The 18575-nt window shown below is 61.3% G+C and carries 18 protein-coding genes; 13 read left to right on the forward strand and 5 right to left on the reverse strand.

Annotation, left to right across the window (positions count from 1 at the left end; all coding sequences use genetic code 11):
* Positions 1 to 157 precede the first annotated feature (157 nt).
* The 3 genes from EFB14_RS21040 to EFB14_RS21050 are packed head-to-tail and all read left to right on the forward strand — an operon-like array spanning position 158 to position 2557.
* Positions 158 to 1063 (forward strand): LysR family transcriptional regulator, encoded by a 906-nt coding sequence (locus tag EFB14_RS21040; protein ID WP_126828651.1) that lies wholly within the window; start codon positions 158 to 160, stop codon positions 1061 to 1063.
* Between the two features lie 52 nt (positions 1064 to 1115).
* Entirely contained in the window at positions 1116 to 2246 is a 1131-nt protein-coding gene (locus tag EFB14_RS21045) for an HPP family protein (RefSeq protein ID WP_126828654.1), read from the forward strand.
* Between the two features lie 32 nt (positions 2247 to 2278).
* On the forward strand, positions 2279 to 2557 hold the full coding sequence (locus EFB14_RS21050) for a DUF6522 family protein (protein WP_126828656.1): 279 nt from the start codon (positions 2279 to 2281) through the stop codon (positions 2555 to 2557).
* Positions 2558 to 2616: 59 nt separating this feature from the next.
* On the opposite strand, the gene groL is transcribed toward EFB14_RS21050, so the two are convergent.
* Together groL and EFB14_RS21060 are read right to left on the reverse strand one after the other, a co-directional pair.
* On the reverse strand, positions 2617 to 4245 hold the full coding sequence (groL, locus tag EFB14_RS21055; RefSeq protein ID WP_126828658.1) for a chaperonin GroEL: 1629 nt from the start codon (positions 4243 to 4245) through the stop codon (positions 2617 to 2619).
* A gap of 124 nt (positions 4246 to 4369) precedes the next feature.
* Positions 4370 to 4684, reverse strand: a complete 315-nt coding sequence (locus EFB14_RS21060; RefSeq protein WP_125844141.1) for a co-chaperone GroES — start codon at positions 4682 to 4684, stop codon at positions 4370 to 4372.
* 395 nt (positions 4685 to 5079) lie between these two features.
* On the opposite strand from EFB14_RS21060, the gene EFB14_RS21065 reads away from it, so the two are divergent.
* The 4 genes from EFB14_RS21065 to EFB14_RS21080 all read left to right on the forward strand — a co-directional run bounded on the left by EFB14_RS21065 (position 5080) and on the right by EFB14_RS21080 (position 6754).
* Positions 5080 to 5370, forward strand: coding sequence for a hypothetical protein (locus tag EFB14_RS21065; RefSeq protein ID WP_126828660.1), 291 nt, complete (start codon positions 5080 to 5082; stop codon positions 5368 to 5370).
* Between the two features lie 189 nt (positions 5371 to 5559).
* A complete protein-coding gene (locus tag EFB14_RS21070; protein ID WP_126828662.1) occupies positions 5560 to 5913 on the forward strand; it encodes a hypothetical protein in 354 nt (117 codons plus the stop codon).
* An 89-nt stretch (positions 5914 to 6002) separates the two neighbouring features.
* Positions 6003 to 6329, forward strand: a complete 327-nt coding sequence (locus EFB14_RS21075; RefSeq protein ID WP_125844148.1) for a DUF2934 domain-containing protein — start codon at positions 6003 to 6005, stop codon at positions 6327 to 6329.
* 5 nt (positions 6330 to 6334) lie between these two features.
* Positions 6335 to 6754: an HD domain-containing protein gene (locus EFB14_RS21080; protein ID WP_126828664.1), complete on the forward strand. Its 420-nt coding sequence runs from the start codon at positions 6335 to 6337 to the stop codon at positions 6752 to 6754.
* Positions 6755 to 6875: 121 nt separating this feature from the next.
* On the opposite strand, the gene EFB14_RS21085 is transcribed toward EFB14_RS21080, so the two are convergent.
* Positions 6876 to 7883: a LacI family DNA-binding transcriptional regulator gene (locus tag EFB14_RS21085; RefSeq protein ID WP_126828666.1), complete on the reverse strand. Its 1008-nt coding sequence runs from the start codon at positions 7881 to 7883 to the stop codon at positions 6876 to 6878.
* A gap of 205 nt (positions 7884 to 8088) precedes the next feature.
* Here EFB14_RS21085 and EFB14_RS21090 point away from each other — a divergent pair, with 205 nt between their 5' ends.
* From EFB14_RS21090 to EFB14_RS21115, 6 genes are all read left to right on the forward strand, one after another.
* Positions 8089 to 9417 carry an alpha-L-fucosidase gene (locus tag EFB14_RS21090; RefSeq protein ID WP_126828668.1) on the forward strand — a complete coding sequence of 443 codons (1329 nt, stop codon included), beginning with the start codon at positions 8089 to 8091 and terminating at the stop codon, positions 9415 to 9417.
* A 48-nt stretch (positions 9418 to 9465) separates the two neighbouring features.
* Positions 9466 to 10686: an ABC transporter substrate-binding protein gene (locus tag EFB14_RS21095; RefSeq protein ID WP_126828670.1), complete on the forward strand. Its 1221-nt coding sequence runs from the start codon at positions 9466 to 9468 to the stop codon at positions 10684 to 10686.
* 79 nt (positions 10687 to 10765) lie between these two features.
* Positions 10766 to 11740, forward strand: a complete 975-nt coding sequence (locus EFB14_RS21100; protein ID WP_183604890.1) for a carbohydrate ABC transporter permease — start codon at positions 10766 to 10768, stop codon at positions 11738 to 11740.
* Complete coding sequence (locus EFB14_RS21105; RefSeq protein WP_125844157.1) at positions 11730 to 12614, forward strand: carbohydrate ABC transporter permease; 885 nt, start codon at positions 11730 to 11732, stop codon at positions 12612 to 12614. Before EFB14_RS21100 ends, EFB14_RS21105 begins: the two co-directional genes overlap by 11 nt.
* Before the next feature lie 180 nt (positions 12615 to 12794).
* A complete protein-coding gene (locus tag EFB14_RS21110) occupies positions 12795 to 13724 on the forward strand; it encodes a substrate-binding domain-containing protein (RefSeq protein ID WP_125844159.1) in 930 nt (309 codons plus the stop codon).
* A gap of 16 nt (positions 13725 to 13740) precedes the next feature.
* Complete coding sequence (locus tag EFB14_RS21115; protein WP_126828672.1) at positions 13741 to 15885, forward strand: methyl-accepting chemotaxis protein; 2145 nt, start codon at positions 13741 to 13743, stop codon at positions 15883 to 15885.
* A 495-nt stretch (positions 15886 to 16380) separates the two neighbouring features.
* Here the strand turns inward: EFB14_RS21115 and fcl are convergent, their stop codons facing one another.
* Together fcl and gmd are read right to left on the reverse strand one after the other, a co-directional pair.
* On the reverse strand, positions 16381 to 17451 hold the full coding sequence (gene fcl / locus EFB14_RS21120) for a GDP-L-fucose synthase (RefSeq protein WP_126828674.1): 1071 nt from the start codon (positions 17449 to 17451) through the stop codon (positions 16381 to 16383).
* Complete coding sequence (gene gmd / locus EFB14_RS21125) at positions 17444 to 18547, reverse strand: GDP-mannose 4,6-dehydratase (protein ID WP_126828677.1); 1104 nt, start codon at positions 18545 to 18547, stop codon at positions 17444 to 17446. Before gmd ends, fcl begins: the two co-directional genes overlap by 8 nt.
* Between the last annotated feature and the right edge of the window lie 28 nt (positions 18548 to 18575).

The following is an 18575-nucleotide window of genomic DNA, read 5'->3' on the forward strand; positions in this document are numbered from 1 at the left end:
TGCATGGCTATTTCCTCGGCGTTGCGATCCTTTTTTCGGCAACTATTTCCCACTTCGCTCGATTGGTCCCAATTATATCGTGATACGACTTGAGCTGCGAAAATGATTTTTATATAGAGAATTATCCGCCTCCATAATTCCGGAAACGAGATTTTCATTGGACCTTTCGTCGATCGAGATATTCCTCGCCGTCGCCAGCGATCGCAGCGTCACGAAGGCCGCCAGGGCCGTCGGGCGGGTGCCGTCGAATGTGACGACGCGCATCCAGCAGTTGGAGGAAGATCTCGGCACGTCCCTCTTCAGCCGCGACGGCAAGAAGATGACGTTGACACGGGAGGGCGAAACCTTCCTCGCCTATGCCAACAAGCTGACGGCGCTTGCGCTGGAGGCGCGCCAGGCCGTGCGGCCGCTCGCCCCGTCCGGAACATTGCGGGTCGGCACGATGGAAAGCACGGCGGCAAGCCGGCTGCCGGCGGCGCTGACCCAATTCAAGCAGATGTGGCCCGATGTCTCGCTTCAGCTGACGATGGGCGCCTCCCGCGATCTTGCCCGTGACGTCCTGGCCGATGCGCTGGATTGCGCGCTGATTGCCCGCCTTCCCAGGGCGATGCGTGGGGAAGACGCTGGTTTCGATTCCGAGCTCATGGCGCTCGACATGGAGCCGATCTTCGTCGAGGAACTGCTAATCGTGCTGCCGTCCGGCCATCCCTCGATCAAATCCGCTGCCGACCTCCGCGTCGGCGCGCTCGCCGCTTTAGAGCCCGGCTGCACCTATCGCCGGATCGCCGAAAGCTGGGCGCGCAAATCGACCGCCCTGCCAACGAGCGAACTCGGCTCCTATCATGCAATCCTGGCAAGCGTTGCGACCGGCAACACGGCCGGCGTCATGCCGAAATCCGTTCTCGATCTCATGCACTGGCCAACTGTGGTTCAGACCCATCCGCTCGGGCCTGTCGAGACACTGCTCGTCACCCGCAAGAGCGACCGCCCCAGTGCGTTCAACGCATTCCATGAAGTCCTCAGCGCGACAAAAAGCAGAGATCCCAGGCTATCAACGAACTAGCGCCTCTCTTCCCCTGGTCCGCCGAATAATCCTCAGCAATATTGGTCTTGTCATGCAGTATCCCGTTTCCCCCAAGGTGGGGCAGAGCCGTTTTCGGCGCTTCCGCTTGTTCTCGCCGATCCTCGCGGGCGCGACCTTGCGGGAGCGATTGATCGCCTGTTTCGGCGCCTTGCTGGCGATCGGCCTCACCGGTGTCATCAGCGGCTATCTCTTCGGGCAGGGGCCGCATCTTCCACTGATCGTCGCCCCGATGGGCGCGTCAGCGGTGCTTCTCTTCGCGGTGCCGGCAAGCCCGCTCGCGCAGCCGTGGTCGATCATCGGCGGCAACACCATTTCCGCCATGATGGGCATCATCGCTTCCTATTTCTTCAGAGATCCGATCATCGCGACCGGCGTCGGAGTGTCACTTGCGATCGGCGCGATGTCCTTCACGCGCTGCCTTCATCCGCCGGGAGGGGCGGCGGCGTTGACCGCCGTCCTCGGCGGCCCTGTCGTTGCCGGCTGGGGCTTTCTCTTTCCCTTCGTGCCGGTCGCGCTGAATTCCTGCATCCTCGTTGGCCTCGGCCTGCTGTTCCACAAGCTGTCCAGGAGAAACTATCCGCACGTCGTTCCCAAGCCTGCCGAGAACACGCATAAAACCGTGGACCTGCCCTCCGCAGCGCGGATCGGCTTCCGCGAGGAGGATGTCGATGCGGCTCTCGAAGCGCTTGATGAAACCTTCGATATCGACCGGGCGGATTTGAGCCGGCTGCTGCAGCAGGTCGAGCTGCAGGCGGTCATCCGCTCGAACGCTGAGATCAGCTGCGCCGATATCATGTCGCGTGACGTGATCGCCGTCGGAGAAGCTTCCGAACCGGAAGCCGCGCGGCATCTGCTCCTGAAGCACAATATCCGCACGCTGCCGGTGAGGGACCCGGAGGGCCGCCTGATCGGCACCGTCGGCTTGCGGGAACTGGCGACGAGCACCGAAACGATCTCGGGCGCAATCGCAAGACCGGCGGTCGCAAGGCCTTCGGATGCCGCTCTTTCGCTGCTGCCTGTGCTGACGGACGGGCGCACCCATGCCGTCATTATCGTCGACGACGATTACCGGATCCTCGGCCTGATATCGCAGACGGATCTGCTGAGCGCCGTGGCGCGGCTGCTGCCGAACGACAGCGCCGCCATCCCTGATGTCGCATGAGCAACGGTTGTGAACCACTGGAGAAAAAGCCGATGCTGATCGAACGCGACGCGAACGGCGATTTTATCCTTGCTTCATCCGAGCTCGCGGAGCGGTTCGGTCTGTCGCTGGCCGATCTTCGCCGCCACATGCGCCATGGCGCCGTCGTCAGTTCCGTGGAAATCGGCACCGCCGAACACGCGGGCACGAAGCGGGTGTCGCTTCGCCTCGGCAACAGGCTTTGGCGCGCAGTGCTGAACGACCAGAACGAAGTGCAGCATGAGGAGATGAGCGTCATTCGGCCGAACTCGCCCGGGCGGCGCCTGCGCTGACATAGCGTCATGCAGGCTGCGCCACGGCCTGTCCGGCGATGCGGGCAGGCCAGTGCTTGTCAGTAATCCATGCCGCCGCCGGGAGGCATCGCCGGTGCGGCGTCCTTCTTGGGTTTCTCGGCGATCATGGCCTCCGTCGTGACAAGGAGACCGGCGATCGACGAGGCATCCTGAAGCGCGGTGCGAACGACCTTGGCCGGATCGATCACGCCCTGTGCGTAGAGATCACCATATTCGCCGGTCTGGGCGTTCCAGCCATAGGAGAACTCGGTCTTTTCGCGCAGCTTGCCGACGATGACCGAACCTTCCGCTCCGGCGTTTTCGGCGATCTGGCGCGCCGGCGCCTCGAGTGCGCGGCGGACGATGTCGATGCCGACACGCTGCTCGTCATTGGCGGTTTTGATGCCGTCGAGCGCCTTGACGGAGCGCAGCAGCGCCACGCCGCCGCCCGGCAGAATACCTTCCTCGACCGCCGCGCGGGTTGCGTGAAGCGCGTCGTCGACGCGATCCTTCTTCTCCTTCACTTCGACTTCCGTCGAGCCGCCGACGCGGATGACGGCGACGCCGCCGGCGAGCTTGGCAAGACGCTCCTGCAGCTTTTCGCGGTCGTAGTCGGAGGTGGTCTCTTCGATCTGCGCCTTGATCTGGGCGATGCGGCCCGAGATATCGGATTTCGAGCCGACGCCGTCGATGATGGTCGTATTCTCCTTTTCGATCGACACTTTCTTCGCCCGGCCGAGCATATCGAGTGTGACGGATTCGAGCTTGATGCCGAGGTCTTCGGCGATGACGGTGCCGGCGGTCAGAACGGCGATGTCTTCGAGCATGGCCTTGCGGCGGTCGCCGAAGCCCGGAGCCTTGACGGCAGCAATCTTCAGGCCACCGCGCAGCTTGTTGACGACGAGCGTTGCGAGAGCTTCGCCTTCGACGTCTTCAGCGATGATGAGGAGCGGCTTGCCGGTCTGGACGACGGCTTCGAGAACCGGCAGCATCGACTGCAGGTTCGACAGCTTCTTTTCGTGAAGCAGGATATAGGGATCTTCGAACTCCGCCCGCATCTTGTCGGGATTGGTGACGAAATAGGGGCTCAAATAACCGCGGTCGAACTGCATGCCTTCGACGACTTCGAGTTCGGTCTCGGCGGTCTTGGCTTCTTCCACCGTGATAACGCCGTCATTGCCGACCCTTTCCATGGCTTCCGCCAGGAAGCGGCCGATTTCGGCGTCGCCGTTTGCCGAGATCGTGCCGACCTGGGCGATTTCCGCATTGTTGGAGATCTTGCGGGCATTGGTCTTCAGTTCGCCGACGATGGCGCTGACCGCAAGATCGATGCCGCGCTTCAGGTCCATCGGGTTCATGCCGGCGGCAACTGCCTTGGCGCCTTCGCGAACGATCGCCTGGGCAAGAACCGTTGCGGTCGTCGTACCGTCGCCGGCGATGTCGCTGGTCTTCGACGCGACTTCGCGGACCATCTGGGCGCCCATGTTTTCGAACTTGTCTTCGAGCTCGATTTCCTTGGCGACCGAAACACCGTCCTTGGTGACGCGCGGAGCGCCGAAGGATTTGTCGATCACGACGTTGCGGCCCTTCGGACCGAGCGTGACCTTGACCGCATCGGCAAGAATATCGACGCCGCGCAACAGCTTGTCGCGGGCTTCGATGTTGAATTTGACTTCTTTAGCAGCCATTTCCTCACTCCTTCATCGGCAACTGGTGCAATTCCGTTCGGAATTGCGTAAAAATAAGAGGTTGGAGCGGTTCTCCGTTTTCATGAAAGCCGAAGCGCCCCAGTGTTGATCTGTGCAGCTTGTCTCAGGCGGCCTGTCGCTTTTCGTCCTGCGCCTCGATGATGCCCATCACATCGCTTTCCTTCATGATCAGCAGCTCCTCGCCGGCGATCTTGATCTCGGTACCGGACCACTTGCCAAACAGGATGCGGTCGCCAACCTTGACGTCGAGTGCCTGGATTTGGCCGGCGTCGTTGCGCGCGCCGGGACCGGCGGCAATGACTTCGCCTTCCTGCGGCTTCTCCTTAGCGGTGTCGGGAATGATAATGCCGCCCTTGGTCTTTTCCTCGGAGCTGACCCGGCGGACGAGAATGCGATCGTGAAGCGGTCGGAACGACATGTCTTCCTCCATGAATAAACGATGCTGCGTTGTTCCCCCGCCGGACCGGATGATCAGTCCAGGCGGAGTGGCAAAACTTCGCTGGGCGGCCTGCAGAACCCGCGCGGGCGGGGGCGGAGCCGCGAGCGCTTTGTGCAATTGATCTGGTTTGGCGGGGTTCGATTTCAAGAGGTTAGAGGAAAAATTTAGCACTCTCGGTCGTTGACTGCTAACGCGCCGAGGGAACGGAAAAACGGCTTTCGCGTTGGAAACAACGGCGACAGTCGTCGCGCTCGGATTTCGAAGGCGAGTTCAAGTCGCCGTAAGGCTTGAATCCGGATTTCGGCATTCCCAGCTCTTGGGTGATCGAGGCTTGATGAGCTCGATTGTACCCCACGTCTAAAGGAGTGGCTGAAATGGAAGAGAAGACCAATCTAATCAAAGACCTCAGCATCGAGGAACGCGAGGAAATCTTCGTCGATATCGCTCGTACGCTGGAAGACACGGCGCGTGAGGCGCTGGTCGAGGGCAACAGGCAGTTTGCGGCCGTTTCCACCAATATGGCCCAAGCGATCCGCGTCAACGCCGACGAACTCGCCCGTGACGATCCCGAGAATGCCGAGCGTGTATTGCAGGAAGCAACGGCTGTGATTTTGCAGTTCGAGGCCGTGCATCCTTATCGCATGGTGAGCATGGCCGTTCATTGATGCCGGCCGGGCGCCCGGCCTCAATCAATCCTCACTTCTATCATCGCCGGCCGGAACTCTCTGGGCCTGCAAGGGTTATTGGATCACAACAGCGAAAGCTGATCCATGATGCCCGCCGCTGCTCGGATCATGCTTCCGCGCGGCGGCAAGCCATGGGCGCCTTCGCATGAAGGGAAGGAGGACCACGGCATGATTTCGATATCCACCGTGCCGCCGGAAAGCGGCACCGACGATGCGCGTTGCGCTGACACGGAAGAGGCCGAAAACGATCGCAAAAGGGCATTGGAAAACGCCCACCGCAATGCGAGAGAGGCGTCGGTTCGCGGGCAAGACACCGAAACCCCGAGCTTGAGGCTTGCCAGGGAATATCTGCGCCTTGGCGGCCATCGCCGCTCCAAGATCGACGACAACATCATCACAGTTCGCCTTTGGGAGGAGGATCCGCCGGAGGCCGAGCGCTTCTGGAAGGAGCGCGTGGAGACGCTTTCAGGGTATGAGCGCCACCAGGTGGAGCATTTTCTCCCGACCATCAACACGCCCTGAGGGCGTCGATACCTGCCGATGCTGCGCTGGAGGCTGCCGCGAGACGGCAGCCTGACGTTCTCGATCGGCCGCGCGAATTGGAGTAGATCATGGCCACAGACAAGCACGAGCAGATACGTCGCCGCGCCTACGAGATCTGGGAGGCTGAGGGCCGACCCGAGGGCGCGGAGTTGCGCCATTGGCTGCAGGCCTGCGACGAGCTGGCCGGCGAGGACGAAGATAAGACGCTGCAGGATCTGATCGACCAGGACGACCGGGACGATGCGGCTCTGCTTCAAGGGGCAGGCGAGAGCGGTGATTTCGATCCGCCTCGCGCCGGCGCCGGCCGGGCTGTCGAAGCGACCGTGCCCGAAATCGAGATCACGACCGGCGAAAAGCTTTCCCGGCCGAAGATCGGGAAGATCGAAGGACAGTGATTGCCATGCAGCATCTCGACCATGCCATTCAGATCGCTCACGACGCGCATGACAGACAGATGGACAAGACCGGCGGCCCCTACTTTGCGCATTGCCAGAGGGTCGCGGGTCTCGTTTCCGGCGACGAGGAACGAACGATCGCCTATCTCCATGACGTCGTCGAGAAAGGCAGCGGCTGGACGCTCGACAGGCTGAGGGAAGAGGGCTTTCCGCCAGCGGTGGTCTCCGCCGTCGACGCACTGACGCGGCGGCCGGACGAGGCGGACGATCAATTCGTCCGACGGGCAGCCTCGAACCCGCTTGCTTTGCCGGTCAAGCAGGCAGACCTCGAAGACAATCTTCAGCAGGCCGAACAAGCGGGTAAAAACCCAGAAAAATACCAGCGTGGCCTCGACCTCCTCCGCGACATCAGGAATGGGCGATAAGCCTGCTCGGCAGATGGCGGCGAGATCGGAGGGCAACGCAGAAGCTTTGCCTGGCATGAGATCCCAACGTCGGTGCCAGCCAAGCGCAACTCATCGAATGGCTCTCCTCTACGGGGTTATCTCACAGCCGCCTGGTTGATTCCCCGCGCACGAATCTCGGCGTCAGGATGATGTCCTGTGGCGGCTCGGCGGCGGCCTCGGGGCTTGCAATTCTGGCCAGCAGCCGCTGTGCGGCCAGTTGGCCGAGCTTGTGCGCATCCTGGACGACCATGGTGATGCGGGGCGTAATGACGTTGCTCCAGGGCACGTCGTCGACCATGGCCAGCGATACGTCGTCGGGGCAGCGGAAGCCCATCTCCTGCATCACCTGCAGGGCTGCCAGGCCCGTCATGTTGTTGGCGCCGATGATGGCAGTCGGCCGGTCGCGGCGGGTCAGCAGCCGCATCGCCTGCGCGTGGCCGCCGCTCCTGGTAAAGCCGCCCTCGACCACCAGCGAAGGATCGACTTCGACCCCGGCGCCGGCCATCGTGTTCAAGAATCCCGTCAGGCGCTCGTTGGCGGTGTGCAGGCTGCTCGGGCCGGAGATCAAGGCGATGCGCCGATGGCCGAGCTGGAGCAGGTGCTCCGTCAGGATGGTCGTCGTCAGCGGATTGTCGGAGCCGATGAAATCGCGTCCGGCACCCTCCACCTTCTGGTCGAACATCACGATCGGCGTCCTGAAGTCGCGCAGGAAGGTTGCGTATTCCTCGCCGTGCCCGTTTGCCGCCAGCGCGATGCCGGCGATCTTCTGCGCCTCCAGCCGTTCCAGCAGCGCCCGTTCGAGATCGGCCCTGCCGGCGGAATCCGCAATCAGGACGAAATAGCCGTTGTCGAGCGCTTGATGCTCGATCTCTCGGCGGATGTCGCCGAAGAACATGTTGCCGAGATTGGCCGCAACGAAGCCGAGCAGCGAGCTTCGCCCGCGCGCCAGCGTCTGGGCCACCGGATCGATGCGGTAGCCCGTTGATTTTATCGCCTGCTGGATGCGGTCGAGCGTTTCCGCGCCGACCCGCTTCGGGCTGTTGAGCGCCAGCGAGACGGTCGAGATTGAAACCCCCGCAAGGCGCGCGACATCTCGTATGGTCGTCATATCTATCGAACCGGTTCTAAAGCTTTCTTTTGTCAGATTTTATGCGCCGTTGCAATACATCTGACCAAATTGCGCCCTCTAAAGGCGTTTCCTCCAAAGTTTTGCGACTATCGATTTTCGGCTTGACAGGAGCAGGTTCAGGAAAGATGATCCATCACCGAACCGGTTCGACATGATGTTGGCCGGAAACAGGGAGGAGTAACCTGTGACGATTTCGGAGCGTTTCCCGGAAAATCCGGCATTGAAAGGGGCGGGAAAGCACGCCTGGTTCAGCCACGATCGCCTCGGCATGTTCATCCATTGGGGCCTCTATGCGCTGGGCGCCAGGCATGAGTGGTTGAAGAACCGCGAAGAGCTGACCGACGAGCATTACCAGCGCTATTTCGACAATTTCGATCCCGATCTCTACGATCCCAAGGAGTGGGCGCGCCGTGCGCGTCTCGCCGGCATGAAATATGTCGTGGTGACGACCAAGCATCACGAGGGTTTCTGCCTCTGGGACAGCAAGTTTACCGATTACAAGGCGCCGAACACGCCCTGCGGCAAGGATCTTCTGACGCCGCTGGTCGAGGCCTTCCGCGCCGAGGGACTGAAGATCGGCTTCTATTATTCGCTGCTCGACTGGCATCATCCGGATTTCCCGATCGACCTCCACCATCCCTTGCGCAACCATCCTGACGCCAAGGCGCTGAATGCCGGCCGCAACGTCGCCAACTATGCGGCCTATATGCGCGAACAGGTGCGCGAGCTTCTGACCGGTTTCGGCCGCGTCGACATCATCTGGTTCGATTTCAGCTATCCCGGACCCGCGCGCGAATATCGCGGCCTTCCCGGCAAGGGACGCAACGACTGGCAGAGCGAGCGGCTGGTAGAGCTGGCGCGCGAGCTGCAGCCCGAAATCATCATCAACAACCGCCTCGATCTGCCGCCGGGAACTTTGCCCGACATAACCACGCCGGAGCAATATACGCCGCGCGTGGCACCTGCCATCGCCAGCCAGGGTGTGCTTTGGGAAGCTTGCCACACCTTCAGCGGCTCCTGGGGTTATCACCGTGACGAGGATAGCTGGAAGAGCCCGGAACAGATCATCCAGCTGCTGATCGATTCCGTTGCGCTCGGCGGGAACCTCCTGATGAATGTCGGCCCGACCGGGCGGGGCACGTTCGATGCCCGCGCCATCGACGCGCTCGAAGTCTACCAGAACTGGATGGCCGTCAACGCACGCGCCATCTACGGAGCCGGCCCGTCCAAACTTCCGGCGCCGGCCGGCTGCCGCTACACCCAGCGCGGCAACCGCCTCTACCTGCATGTCTACAACTGGCCTTACCGCCACATCCACATCGAGGGCATCGCCGACAAGGTCGCCTATGTGCAGTTCCTGCATGATGCCAGCGAGATCCACTGGGTCACCCACACCAGGGATGTGGATCCCAATGTCGGCGTGATGGTGCCGGAAGGCATTGTCATGTTGGAACTGCCGGTTCGGCGGCCTGATGTCACCGTGCCGGTGATCGAGATCGTCCTCAAGGCGTAGTCGATCCCACGTGCGTGTCCATTGCATTCATGGAGGGAGGAGAAACCCATGAAGGTTCTGAAGAAGACGCTTATGCTTGCCGCAATCGGTGGCAGCCTTTTTGCTACAGCCGCATCGGCCGAACAGGTCAACCTGACCTGGCAGATGTGGACCGGTTCCGATGCCGATACCAAGAGCTGGCAGCACCTCGCCGACATGGTGACTGCCAGATATCCCGATATCAAAGTGACGCTGACAACGACAGGCTGGGTCGACTATTGGACGCGGCTGCCGGTGTTGGCGGCATCGGGCCAGCTCGCCGACATCGTTTCCATGCAGTCGCTGCGCATGCCGAACTTCTATTCGCTGCTCGAGCCGCTGAACGACCGCATCGCGGCCGACAAGTTCGACGTCGCCGCCTTCACTCCGTCGATCATCGGCGGCATGTCGGTCGACAAGCAGCTATATGGGCTACCCTATGACGTCGGTCCGTGGGTCATCTACTACAATCAGGACGTCTTCGATGCCGCCGGCATTCCGCTGCCGAAACCGGGTTGGACGCTGGCCGAGTTTACCGATGCCGCCAAGAAGCTGACGAAGGACGGCAAGTACGGCTTCGGCATTACTCCGCAGAACTATTCGGTCCTGGCCTCGGCCTGGGGCGATAAATACGTCAACGACTCAGGGGCGCTCGACCTTACCAATCCCGGCGCCGTTGCCGCCGCCGACAAGGTGATCGGCTTTGCCGCCAAGGACAAGATCGCGCCGCTGGTACCCTCCAGCGCGGATGCCGGCAACGTCATCCAGGGCCGGTTCTATTCGGGCAATGTCGCCATGTATGTCGACGGTCCGTGGTCGATCATCGGTATGAAGGACAAGGTCAAGTTCAAAGTTGGTTCCACCACCCTGCCGCGCGGAGAGGGAGAGCTTACCGCCGTCACTGCGGGCTCAGGCTTCGGCATCTCAACGGCGAGCAAGAACAAGGATGCGGCCTGGAAGGCGATCCAGGTGCTGACCAGCCCGGAAGCGCTGGCTTACCTTGCCGAGGGAGGGCGTGCCCTGCCGGCGCGCACCGCCTCGCAATCCTCCTGGTACAAGGTGGCGGCCAAGGACATCACCAATGGCGGCGAGGCGATCGACTATTCCCTGTCGCATTCCGTGCCCTACGTGATCACCAATAACTGGGCGGCGGTGGAAAACCTCTTCAACCAGTATTTCCCGCCCGCCTTCGCCGGCAGCGCCGATGCCAAGCAGACGATGGACGCCATCCAAAGCCTCGCGCAGCAATAAGGCACCGTGCGTCGCGAGACGCGCCGTCGCCTTGAATCCGCGCATGACCCTTCCGGAATCGATTTCTACTTGAGGGGTCATGCGCCAGCTCTCGCTGCGGCAGGAATTGCCGTGCATGGAGGAAGATATGTCGGAAAGCGCCGTGGCCGAACTTCCCTTGCAGCCGGTTCAATCACGGCGCTTCCTGAAGCCTGAAACGCGGACGGCGATGGTGTTCCTGCTGCCGAGCTTCCTCGGCTTCATGATCTTCATGGCCCTGCCGATCGTGGCGTCGCTGGCGCTCTCCTTCACCAGCTGGCAGCTGATCTCGACGCCGTCCTTCGTCGGCTTTCAGAATTACGTCAGGCTCTTCACCGTCGATCCTGCCTTCTACACCATCTTGAGGAACACCCTGTTCTTCGCCGTCGAGTATCTGGCGCTGAACATCATCGTGTCGCTGACGCTCGCCGTCTGGATTTCGAGCATCAAACACGGCAAGGCGATCTTCCGGGTGATCTTCTTCCTGCCGACCTTTACGCCGACGATCGCGGCCTCCGTGGTGTGGCTGCTGATCTTCACGCCGGACGGGCTGGCCGACACCATCATCCGCGCGCTCGGTCTCGGCCTGCCGAATTTCCTGCTGAACCCGAGCTGGGCGATGCAGGCGATCGTGCTCGTCACGCTCTGGGCGAATGTCGGCTACAACGTCGTGATGTTCAACGCGGCACTCGATCTGGTGCCGAAGCATTATCTGGAAGCCGCGACGATCGACGGCGCCAATGCCTGGCAACGCTTCTGGCGCATCCGCCTGCCGCTCATCTCGCCCACCATCTTTTTCGCCACTGTCATGACGGCCATCACCTCGCTGCAGGTCTTCGACGAGATCTATGCGATGACACGCGGCGGCCCGGGTTCGGCGACGGCCACACTCGGCTTTGCCATCTACCAGAAAGGCTTCGCCAATTTCCAGATGGGCTATGCCTCCGCTCTCGCCTGGGTGATGTTCGTCATGATCATGGCGCTCACCGTCCTGCAGTTCCGCATGCAGCGCAAATGGGTGCACTATGACGAATAGCCCAACCTCACGGCATCCGCATTCCGTGTCGGCGAACCGGCGTCGCCTGTTGTGGCGCATCGGCGTCTTTACCAGCTACGCCGGGCTTTCGCTGGTCGCGCTGCTGTTCCTCTTCCCCTTCTTCTGGATGGTGTCGAATGCGGTGCGCTCCGATACCGAGGTGCTGGCCGTGCCCGTTCGCATCTTTCCCGAGGAATATCAGTGGGGCAACTTCGTCGAGGCTTTGGTTTCGCTGCCCTTCGGAACCTTCCTGCTGAATTCCTTGGTCGTCGCCTGCGGCGTCACCGCGATCGTGATCGTGGTATCCTGCCTCTCGGCCTATGCTTTCGCCCGGCTGCGATTCCCCGGTCGGGAGGGGTTGCTGCTCACCTATCTCAGCACGCTGATGATCCCGCAGGTGATGCTGGTCATTCCGCTCTTTCTCGTCGTCAGCAAGCTCGGCTGGATCAACACCTATCACGGCATGATCCTGCCGGTCGCCTTCTCTTCCTTCGGCACCTTCCTGCTGCGCCAGTTCATCCTCGGCATTCCCAAGGATCTCGACGAGGCGGCGATGATGGACGGGGCTTCGCGCCTGCGTATTCTGGTCACGGTCATCGTTCCCCTTGCCATGCCGGCGATCGGCCTGCTCGCGCTCTTCACTTTCATCGCGCAGTGGAAAAGCTTCCTCTGGCCGCTGATCGCCACCAGCGGCGTCGAAAAAGCCACGCTGCCGCTCGGCCTCACCCTGTTCCAGACGCAGCAGGGCACCGCCTGGAACTACATCATGGCGGGCGCCACCATTTCGATGGTGCCGGGCGTCATCCTGGCGATCGTGCTGCAGCGGGTGATCTACAAGGGCATCAGCGTCAGCTCCGGCTTTGGTGGTCGTTGATATCTAAAAAAACCAAAGGCTTACGGTCACCTCATCAAGTCTAGCTTGAGCCATTCCAAACCAGTCGGCTAACGTGGCGGGACCACGCCCCGATCCGTTACTTCTCCTTTGCCGGCGCAAAGTAAAATTTAACTATGTTTTGACATAACGGCATTGCATTCACATCGCGCAGGAAAATTCATGAAAACGGCCACCCTTGCATCCATCGCCCTGGCGATGTCGGTCACTGCCGCCAGTGCCCAGACGATCGGTATCTCGATGTCCAATCTCGACAAATTCAGGACGGCGCTCCTGAACGGCGTCGTCTCGCACGGGCAGACGATATCCGGCCTCAAGCTCGTCACCGAAAACGCCAAGGGCGACAACGAGGTGCAGAAGCAGCAGGTCCAGAAGCTCATCGCCGACAAGGTTGATGCGATCATCCTTGCCGTCTCCGATGGCGATCTCGGGCCGCAAATGACCAAGATGGCGGCGGATGCCGGCATTCCGCTTGTTTATATCAACAACGTCCCCTCCAACCTGCTCGACCTGCCCGAAAATCAGGTGGTGGTTGCCTCCGACGAGAAGGAATCCGGAACGCTGGAGACGAAGCAGGTCTGCGCGCTTCTCAAGGGCAAGGGCCGCGTCGTCGTGCTGATGGGCGAAACCTTCCATGCGGCCGCTCGCGCCCGCACCCAGGACATATCGGACGTCATTGCCACGCCGGAATGCAAGGGCCTCGAGATCGTTGAGCGGCAGGCGGCTTATTGGTCGCGCGATTATGCGGACCAGCAGATGCAGGAATGGCTCTCGGCCGGCGTCAAGTTCGACGCTGTTATCGCCAACAATGACGAGATGGCGCTCGGCGCGATCCGCGCCATGAAGAAGGCCGGCATGCCGATGAAGGATGTCGTCGTCGCCGGCGTCGATGCGACCGACGACGCGCTTGCCGCGATGGTATCAGGCGATCTCGACGTCACCATTCTCCAGAGCGCCGTCGGCCAAGGCGCGGCAGCTGTCGACGCTGCCGTGAAGCTCGCGAACAAGGAGAAGGTGCCGCGCGAAAATAGCGTTCCCTTCGAGCTCGTGACACCCGAGAACATCTCCAAATATCTGCCGAAGAGCCAGTGAGCGTAAGAGAGCTATCATGTTGCATTTCTGGAATAAATTCGGCATTCGCGCGCAGATCACTTCGGGCTTCGTGCCGCTGATCCTGCTGATGAGCCTGCTGACCGTCAGCGCGATTTCGGGCATGAACGGGCTTGCCTCGATCTTTGCCTCCTACCGCGCCACAGCAGGCCAGAGTCTCGCCATCTCCGATTACAGCAATCAGCTGCACGAGATCCAGATGTCGGCGGAAGCCTTCCGCTCCACGCCGACCCAGGCCGTCGTCGACAGCTTCCGCGCCGGCGTGAAGGCCTTCGATGCCGACGATCCGCGTTTTGCTGGCAACAAGGACCTGCAGTCCGGTCTTGTCGCGATCCGCGAGCACATTGCCGCCTACGGCAAGGCGTTCGAACAGATTGTCTCCCTTCAGGGCCGCCGCGACCTGCTGATCTCCAAGGTCACCGAATTCGGCCCCTGGACCAGCATCGCGCTCAACGACGTCATGCGCAGTGCCTGGCGCCAGAACGACGTGGTTCTGCTGCACATGACGGCGGCGACGCTGGAGGCCCTGAACCGCAGCCTCTATTTCTCCGAGCGCTTCGTGCATTCCAACGATTTTGCCGCTTACGACACGGCGCAGGCAGCCCTTGCCGAAGCGGTTTCGCTCAACGATGCCGCCGCCGCGGCCGCAAAGAACGAGCTGCAAAAGAAGCGCCTGATGGGCGCCGGCCAGCTCATGCAGAACTACACCGCCCGCCTCAGCGACATGAAGGACGTGCTGCAGGCCTCCGGCAATATCCGCCAGACGCAGCTCAACGTGCTGGCGCCGAAGATATCGGACGAGTTCAAGGATCTGCAGGCGACGGTGGCCGACGCGCAGAAGAACCTGGACGGTTCCGTCGAATCCATGGTTTCCTCCGCGACCAGCACGACCCTCGTCATCAGCGGCTTCCTGATCGTCATCGGTCTCGTGCTGTCCTACTTCGTCGGCCGGCTGATTTCCTCGGCGGTGCGCAACATGGCGCATTCCATGGAGCAGCTTGCCCGTGGCGAGGAAAAGATCGTCGTTACCGGCGTCGAGCACCGCCACGAACTCGGCGCCATGGCGCGGTCGCTGAAGGTGTTCCAGGAGACGGGACGCGCCAAGCTGATCGCCGAAGCCAATGCCGAGCGCGCGCGCCTCGCCGCCGAAGAAGAGCGGTTGCGCCAGGAAGCCGAGCGGCTCAGCGACGCGCAGGTGATGGAGCATGCCTTCCGCCAGATTTCACTGGGCCTGGACGCACTCTCCAAGGGCGACCTCACCGTCCGCGTCGGCGAAGTCGACGCGCGTTATGTCAGAATCCGCGATCATTTCAACAACTCGGTCGCGAGCCTCGAAGAGGCGATCGACTCCGTCATCCGCGCGGTTACCACGATCCGCTCCGGCCTTGCGGAAATCTCCACTGCCTCCAACGATCTCGCCCGCCGCACCGAACAGCAGGCCGCTTCGCTCGAGGAAACCGTTGCGGCGCTGGGTGACGTCACCCGCGGGGTCAACGGAACGGCTGAGGGCGCAGGCCGCGCCCAGGCCGTCGTGGCGACGGCCCGCACCAATGCCGAAAAGGGCGGCGAGATCGTCTCCCGCGCCATCGCCGCGATGACGGAGATCCAGAATTCGTCGTCGAAGATCGGCAACATCATCAGCGTCATCGACGAGATCGCCTTCCAGACCAATTTGCTGGCGCTGAACGCCGGCGTGGAAGCGGCCCGCGCCGGCGAGGCGGGCAAAGGCTTTGCCGTCGTCGCCCAGGAAGTGCGCGAGCTTGCCCAGCGCTCGGCCAATGCGGCGAGAGAGATCAAACAACTGATCTCCACCTCTTCGACGCAGGTCAAGACGGGTGTCGAGCTGGTCGGCGAATCCGGCGTCTCGCTCGAACAGATCGTCGAGCAGGTGACCGCGATGAGTGCGACGGTCGCCGAGATCGCGGTCGCCGCCCGCGAGCAGGCCACAAGCCTGCGCGAGGTCTCGGCCGCCGGCGACCAGATGGACAAGGTGACGCAGCAGAACGCCGCGATGGTCGAAGAGACCACGGCGGCCGCCCAGAGCCTGACGCATGAAACCGAAAGCCTCGCAGAACTGCTGCGCCGGTTCAGGACGGGCAGCGGCCGGGCATCGGAACATCGCCATTACGCCATGGCGTCCTGACGACACCGCATGCGCGTCACTCTTTCCCGCCGGAGCAAGCCGGCGGGAAAGAGTGACGTCATCGAAACGCGAAAACTTCGATATGGATGCGGGCAGGGGATATGCCCGCTTTTCGCAGATCTGCTATCGGCGTGCTCAATGCGGGTAAGGCACGACCTCGCCCAAAAATCGGCGAGGAGAAACTGAACGCCCTGCTTCAGGAAGGGGTAGACCTGCTGTTCGCACATGGTGCGGCCGCGTCTGTCGACTTTACTGGAACGATTGTTGTCCGACAGTCGAGCCGAGGGTAATCCCGCGGAGTCACCCGACGTGGACTACCCGCTTAATAGCGCGACAAGCGATGTTGGCATTTCGGCCGGGAAAAGATCCATTAGAGCACCGATAATTATCACCCACGCCGCTATTACGAAAATTAGTGCTGCGATCCTGATTTCTACTGGTCCCAGCATATGCCTCCCCCCAAGCAAAACCTTCTTCACCCCTCGCGCAAATTCGCTATCGCGAGGGATGATGTGCGACTGTCGCGTGCGTGGGCGCATGCCGCGCGGAGGTCTTGGCCCTCTCAAAACTGATGTCGCTTTGACCGATCAAATCGCCGGACACAGTCCCGTTGCCTCGCTCGAGATAATGCCCATCAAGGAAGGCGTGGTAGGCGTCTGCAATGCCCTCCCTCAGTCCTATTTTCGGTGACCAGCCGAGCGCGCGGAGCTTGTCGGCGCTCATGAGCTTGCGTGGCGTGCCGTCCGGTTTGGTGAGATCTCGCGTGATCTGGCCTTCGAATCCGACGACCTCTGCGACAAGCCCTGCCAATTCGAGGATGCTGATGTCTTCGCCTGAGCCGACATTCACGTGACTTTCGGCGGAATAGGTCTTCATGAGATGGATGCAGGCGTCGGCGCAATCGTCGACATGCAGGAACTCGCGCAGCGGCGTTCCGGTGCCCCAGATGCGTATTTCCTTCTCGCCTTTGACCTTGGCCTCATGCGCCTTGCGGATCAGCGCCGGCATGACATGGCTTGAATCGAGGTCAAAATTGTCGCCTGGCCCATAGAGATTGGTGGGCATGACCGAGATGAAATCCTTGCCGTGCTGTTTTCGGTAGGCAGCGCAAAGCTTCAATCCGGCAATTTTGGCGATCGCATAGGATTCATTCGTGGGTTCGAGCGATCCGCTGAGAAGCGCCTCTTCGACGATCGGCTGATCGGCGAATTTCGGGTAGATACAGGACGAACCCAGAAACATCAGCTTTTCGACGCGAACTTTATAAGCGGCGTGAATGACGTTCGCCTCGAGGATCAGGTTGTCGTAGAGGAAGTCGGCCGGATAGGTATCATTGGCGAGAATGCCGCCGACCTTCGCAGCCGCCAGGAAGACCGCATCGGGACGGTTTTTTCCCATCCATGCCTCCACCTGATCCTGCCGTCTCAGATCGACCTCGGCGTGCAGGGCCGTCAAGATCTCGCAGCCCTCGGACGCGAGACGCCGCACGATCGCAGAGCCCACCATGCCGCGGTGCCCTGCGACATAGACTTTTTTTCCGGCAAGGCTGTAGATGACCTCAGGCATGGACCAAGCCCTTGTTCGCACCGACCAACGGAACATTGCGGGCCATGACTTTCAGGTCCTCGCGAACCATCTCCGAAACCAGCTGGTCAAGACTGATCTCGTGTTTCCAGCCGAGCTTTGTGTGCGCCTTCGTCGGATCGCCAAGCAGAAGGTCGACTTCAGTGGGCCGAAAATAGGCCGGATCGACCTCCACCACGCAGCGGCCGGATATCTTGTCGTATCCCTTTTCCTCGACACCCTCCCCACGCCAATCAATCGGCATGCCTACCCTGGCAAAGGCCTTCTCGACAAAGGAGCGAACCGAATGCGTTTCGCCGGTGGCAAGAACATAATCCTCCGGTTCGTCCTGCTGCAGCATCAGCCACATGCCGCGGACATATTCTCGCGCATGTCCCCAATCGCGTTTGGCATCCAGATTGCCGAGAAAGAGCCGGTCCTGCAGGCCGAGATGGATGGCAGCCACCGCCCGGGTGATCTTGCGCGTCACGAAGGTTTCGCCGCGGATCGGGCTTTCGTGGTTGAACAGGATGCCGTTCGAGGCATGCATGCCATAGGCCTCGCGATAGTTCACGACGATCCAAAAGGCATAGAGCTTGGCAGCCGCGTAGGGAGATCTGGGGTAGAAAGGCGTCGTTTCGTTCTGCGGGACCGCCTGAACTTTACCGTAGAGTTCGGAGGTGGATGCCTGGTAGAAACGGGTCTTCCTGGTCAGGCCCAGAAGGCGAATGGCTTCAAGCAGCCGCAGGGTGCCCGTCCCATCCGCGTTGGCGGTATATTCCGGCGTCTCGAAAGACACCTGGACGTGGCTTTGTGCGGCAAGATTGTAGATCTCGTCGGGTTGCGTTTCCTGGACGATCCGGATGAGGTTTGTCGCGTCGGTCATATCCCCGTAGTGCAGGATGAAGCGCGGGTTCTCGACATGAGGATCCTCGTAGAGATGCTCGATGCGACTGGTATTGAAGGACGACGAACGCCGCTTGACGCCGTGAACGATATAGCCCTTGTCCAGGAGCAACTCGGCCAGGTAAGCACCGTCCTGACCTGTTACGCCGGTAATCAGCGCAACTTTCCTGTCATGTCTCATTCCGGTATCCATGATGCTCTCCAACTCGAGTACGAATGCA

It is taken from the genome of Rhizobium fabae, from assembly GCF_003985135.1.
GTDB lineage: Bacteria > Pseudomonadota > Alphaproteobacteria > Rhizobiales > Rhizobiaceae > Rhizobium > Rhizobium pisi.

Excerpts from the sequence above, each read along its gene's own strand:
- EFB14_RS21045 (WP_126828654.1), top strand. The coding sequence starts at position 1,116 with ATGCAGTATCCCGTTTCCCCCAAGGTGGGGCAGAGCCGTTTTCGGCGC.
- EFB14_RS21050 (WP_126828656.1), top strand. The coding sequence starts at position 2,279 with ATGCTGATCGAACGCGACGCGAACGGCGATTTTATCCTTGCTTCATCC.
- groL (WP_126828658.1), bottom strand. The coding sequence starts at position 4,245 with ATGGCTGCTAAAGAAGTCAAATTCAACATCGAAGCCCGCGACAAGCTG.
- EFB14_RS21060 (WP_125844141.1), bottom strand. The coding sequence starts at position 4,684 with ATGTCGTTCCGACCGCTTCACGATCGCATTCTCGTCCGCCGGGTCAGC.
- EFB14_RS21065 (WP_126828660.1), top strand. The coding sequence starts at position 5,080 with ATGGAAGAGAAGACCAATCTAATCAAAGACCTCAGCATCGAGGAACGC.
- EFB14_RS21070 (WP_126828662.1), top strand. The coding sequence starts at position 5,560 with ATGATTTCGATATCCACCGTGCCGCCGGAAAGCGGCACCGACGATGCG.
- EFB14_RS21075 (WP_125844148.1), top strand. The coding sequence starts at position 6,003 with ATGGCCACAGACAAGCACGAGCAGATACGTCGCCGCGCCTACGAGATC.
- EFB14_RS21080 (WP_126828664.1), top strand. The coding sequence starts at position 6,335 with ATGCAGCATCTCGACCATGCCATTCAGATCGCTCACGACGCGCATGAC.
- EFB14_RS21085 (WP_126828666.1), bottom strand. The coding sequence starts at position 7,883 with ATGACGACCATACGAGATGTCGCGCGCCTTGCGGGGGTTTCAATCTCG.
- EFB14_RS21095 (WP_126828670.1), top strand. The coding sequence starts at position 9,466 with ATGAAGGTTCTGAAGAAGACGCTTATGCTTGCCGCAATCGGTGGCAGC.
- EFB14_RS21100 (WP_183604890.1), top strand. The coding sequence starts at position 10,766 with ATGCGCCAGCTCTCGCTGCGGCAGGAATTGCCGTGCATGGAGGAAGAT.
- EFB14_RS21105 (WP_125844157.1), top strand. The coding sequence starts at position 11,730 with ATGACGAATAGCCCAACCTCACGGCATCCGCATTCCGTGTCGGCGAAC.
- EFB14_RS21110 (WP_125844159.1), top strand. The coding sequence starts at position 12,795 with ATGAAAACGGCCACCCTTGCATCCATCGCCCTGGCGATGTCGGTCACT.
- EFB14_RS21115 (WP_126828672.1), top strand. The coding sequence starts at position 13,741 with ATGTTGCATTTCTGGAATAAATTCGGCATTCGCGCGCAGATCACTTCG.
- fcl (WP_126828674.1), bottom strand. The coding sequence starts at position 17,451 with ATGCCTGAGGTCATCTACAGCCTTGCCGGAAAAAAAGTCTATGTCGCA.
- gmd (WP_126828677.1), bottom strand. The coding sequence starts at position 18,547 with ATGGATACCGGAATGAGACATGACAGGAAAGTTGCGCTGATTACCGGC.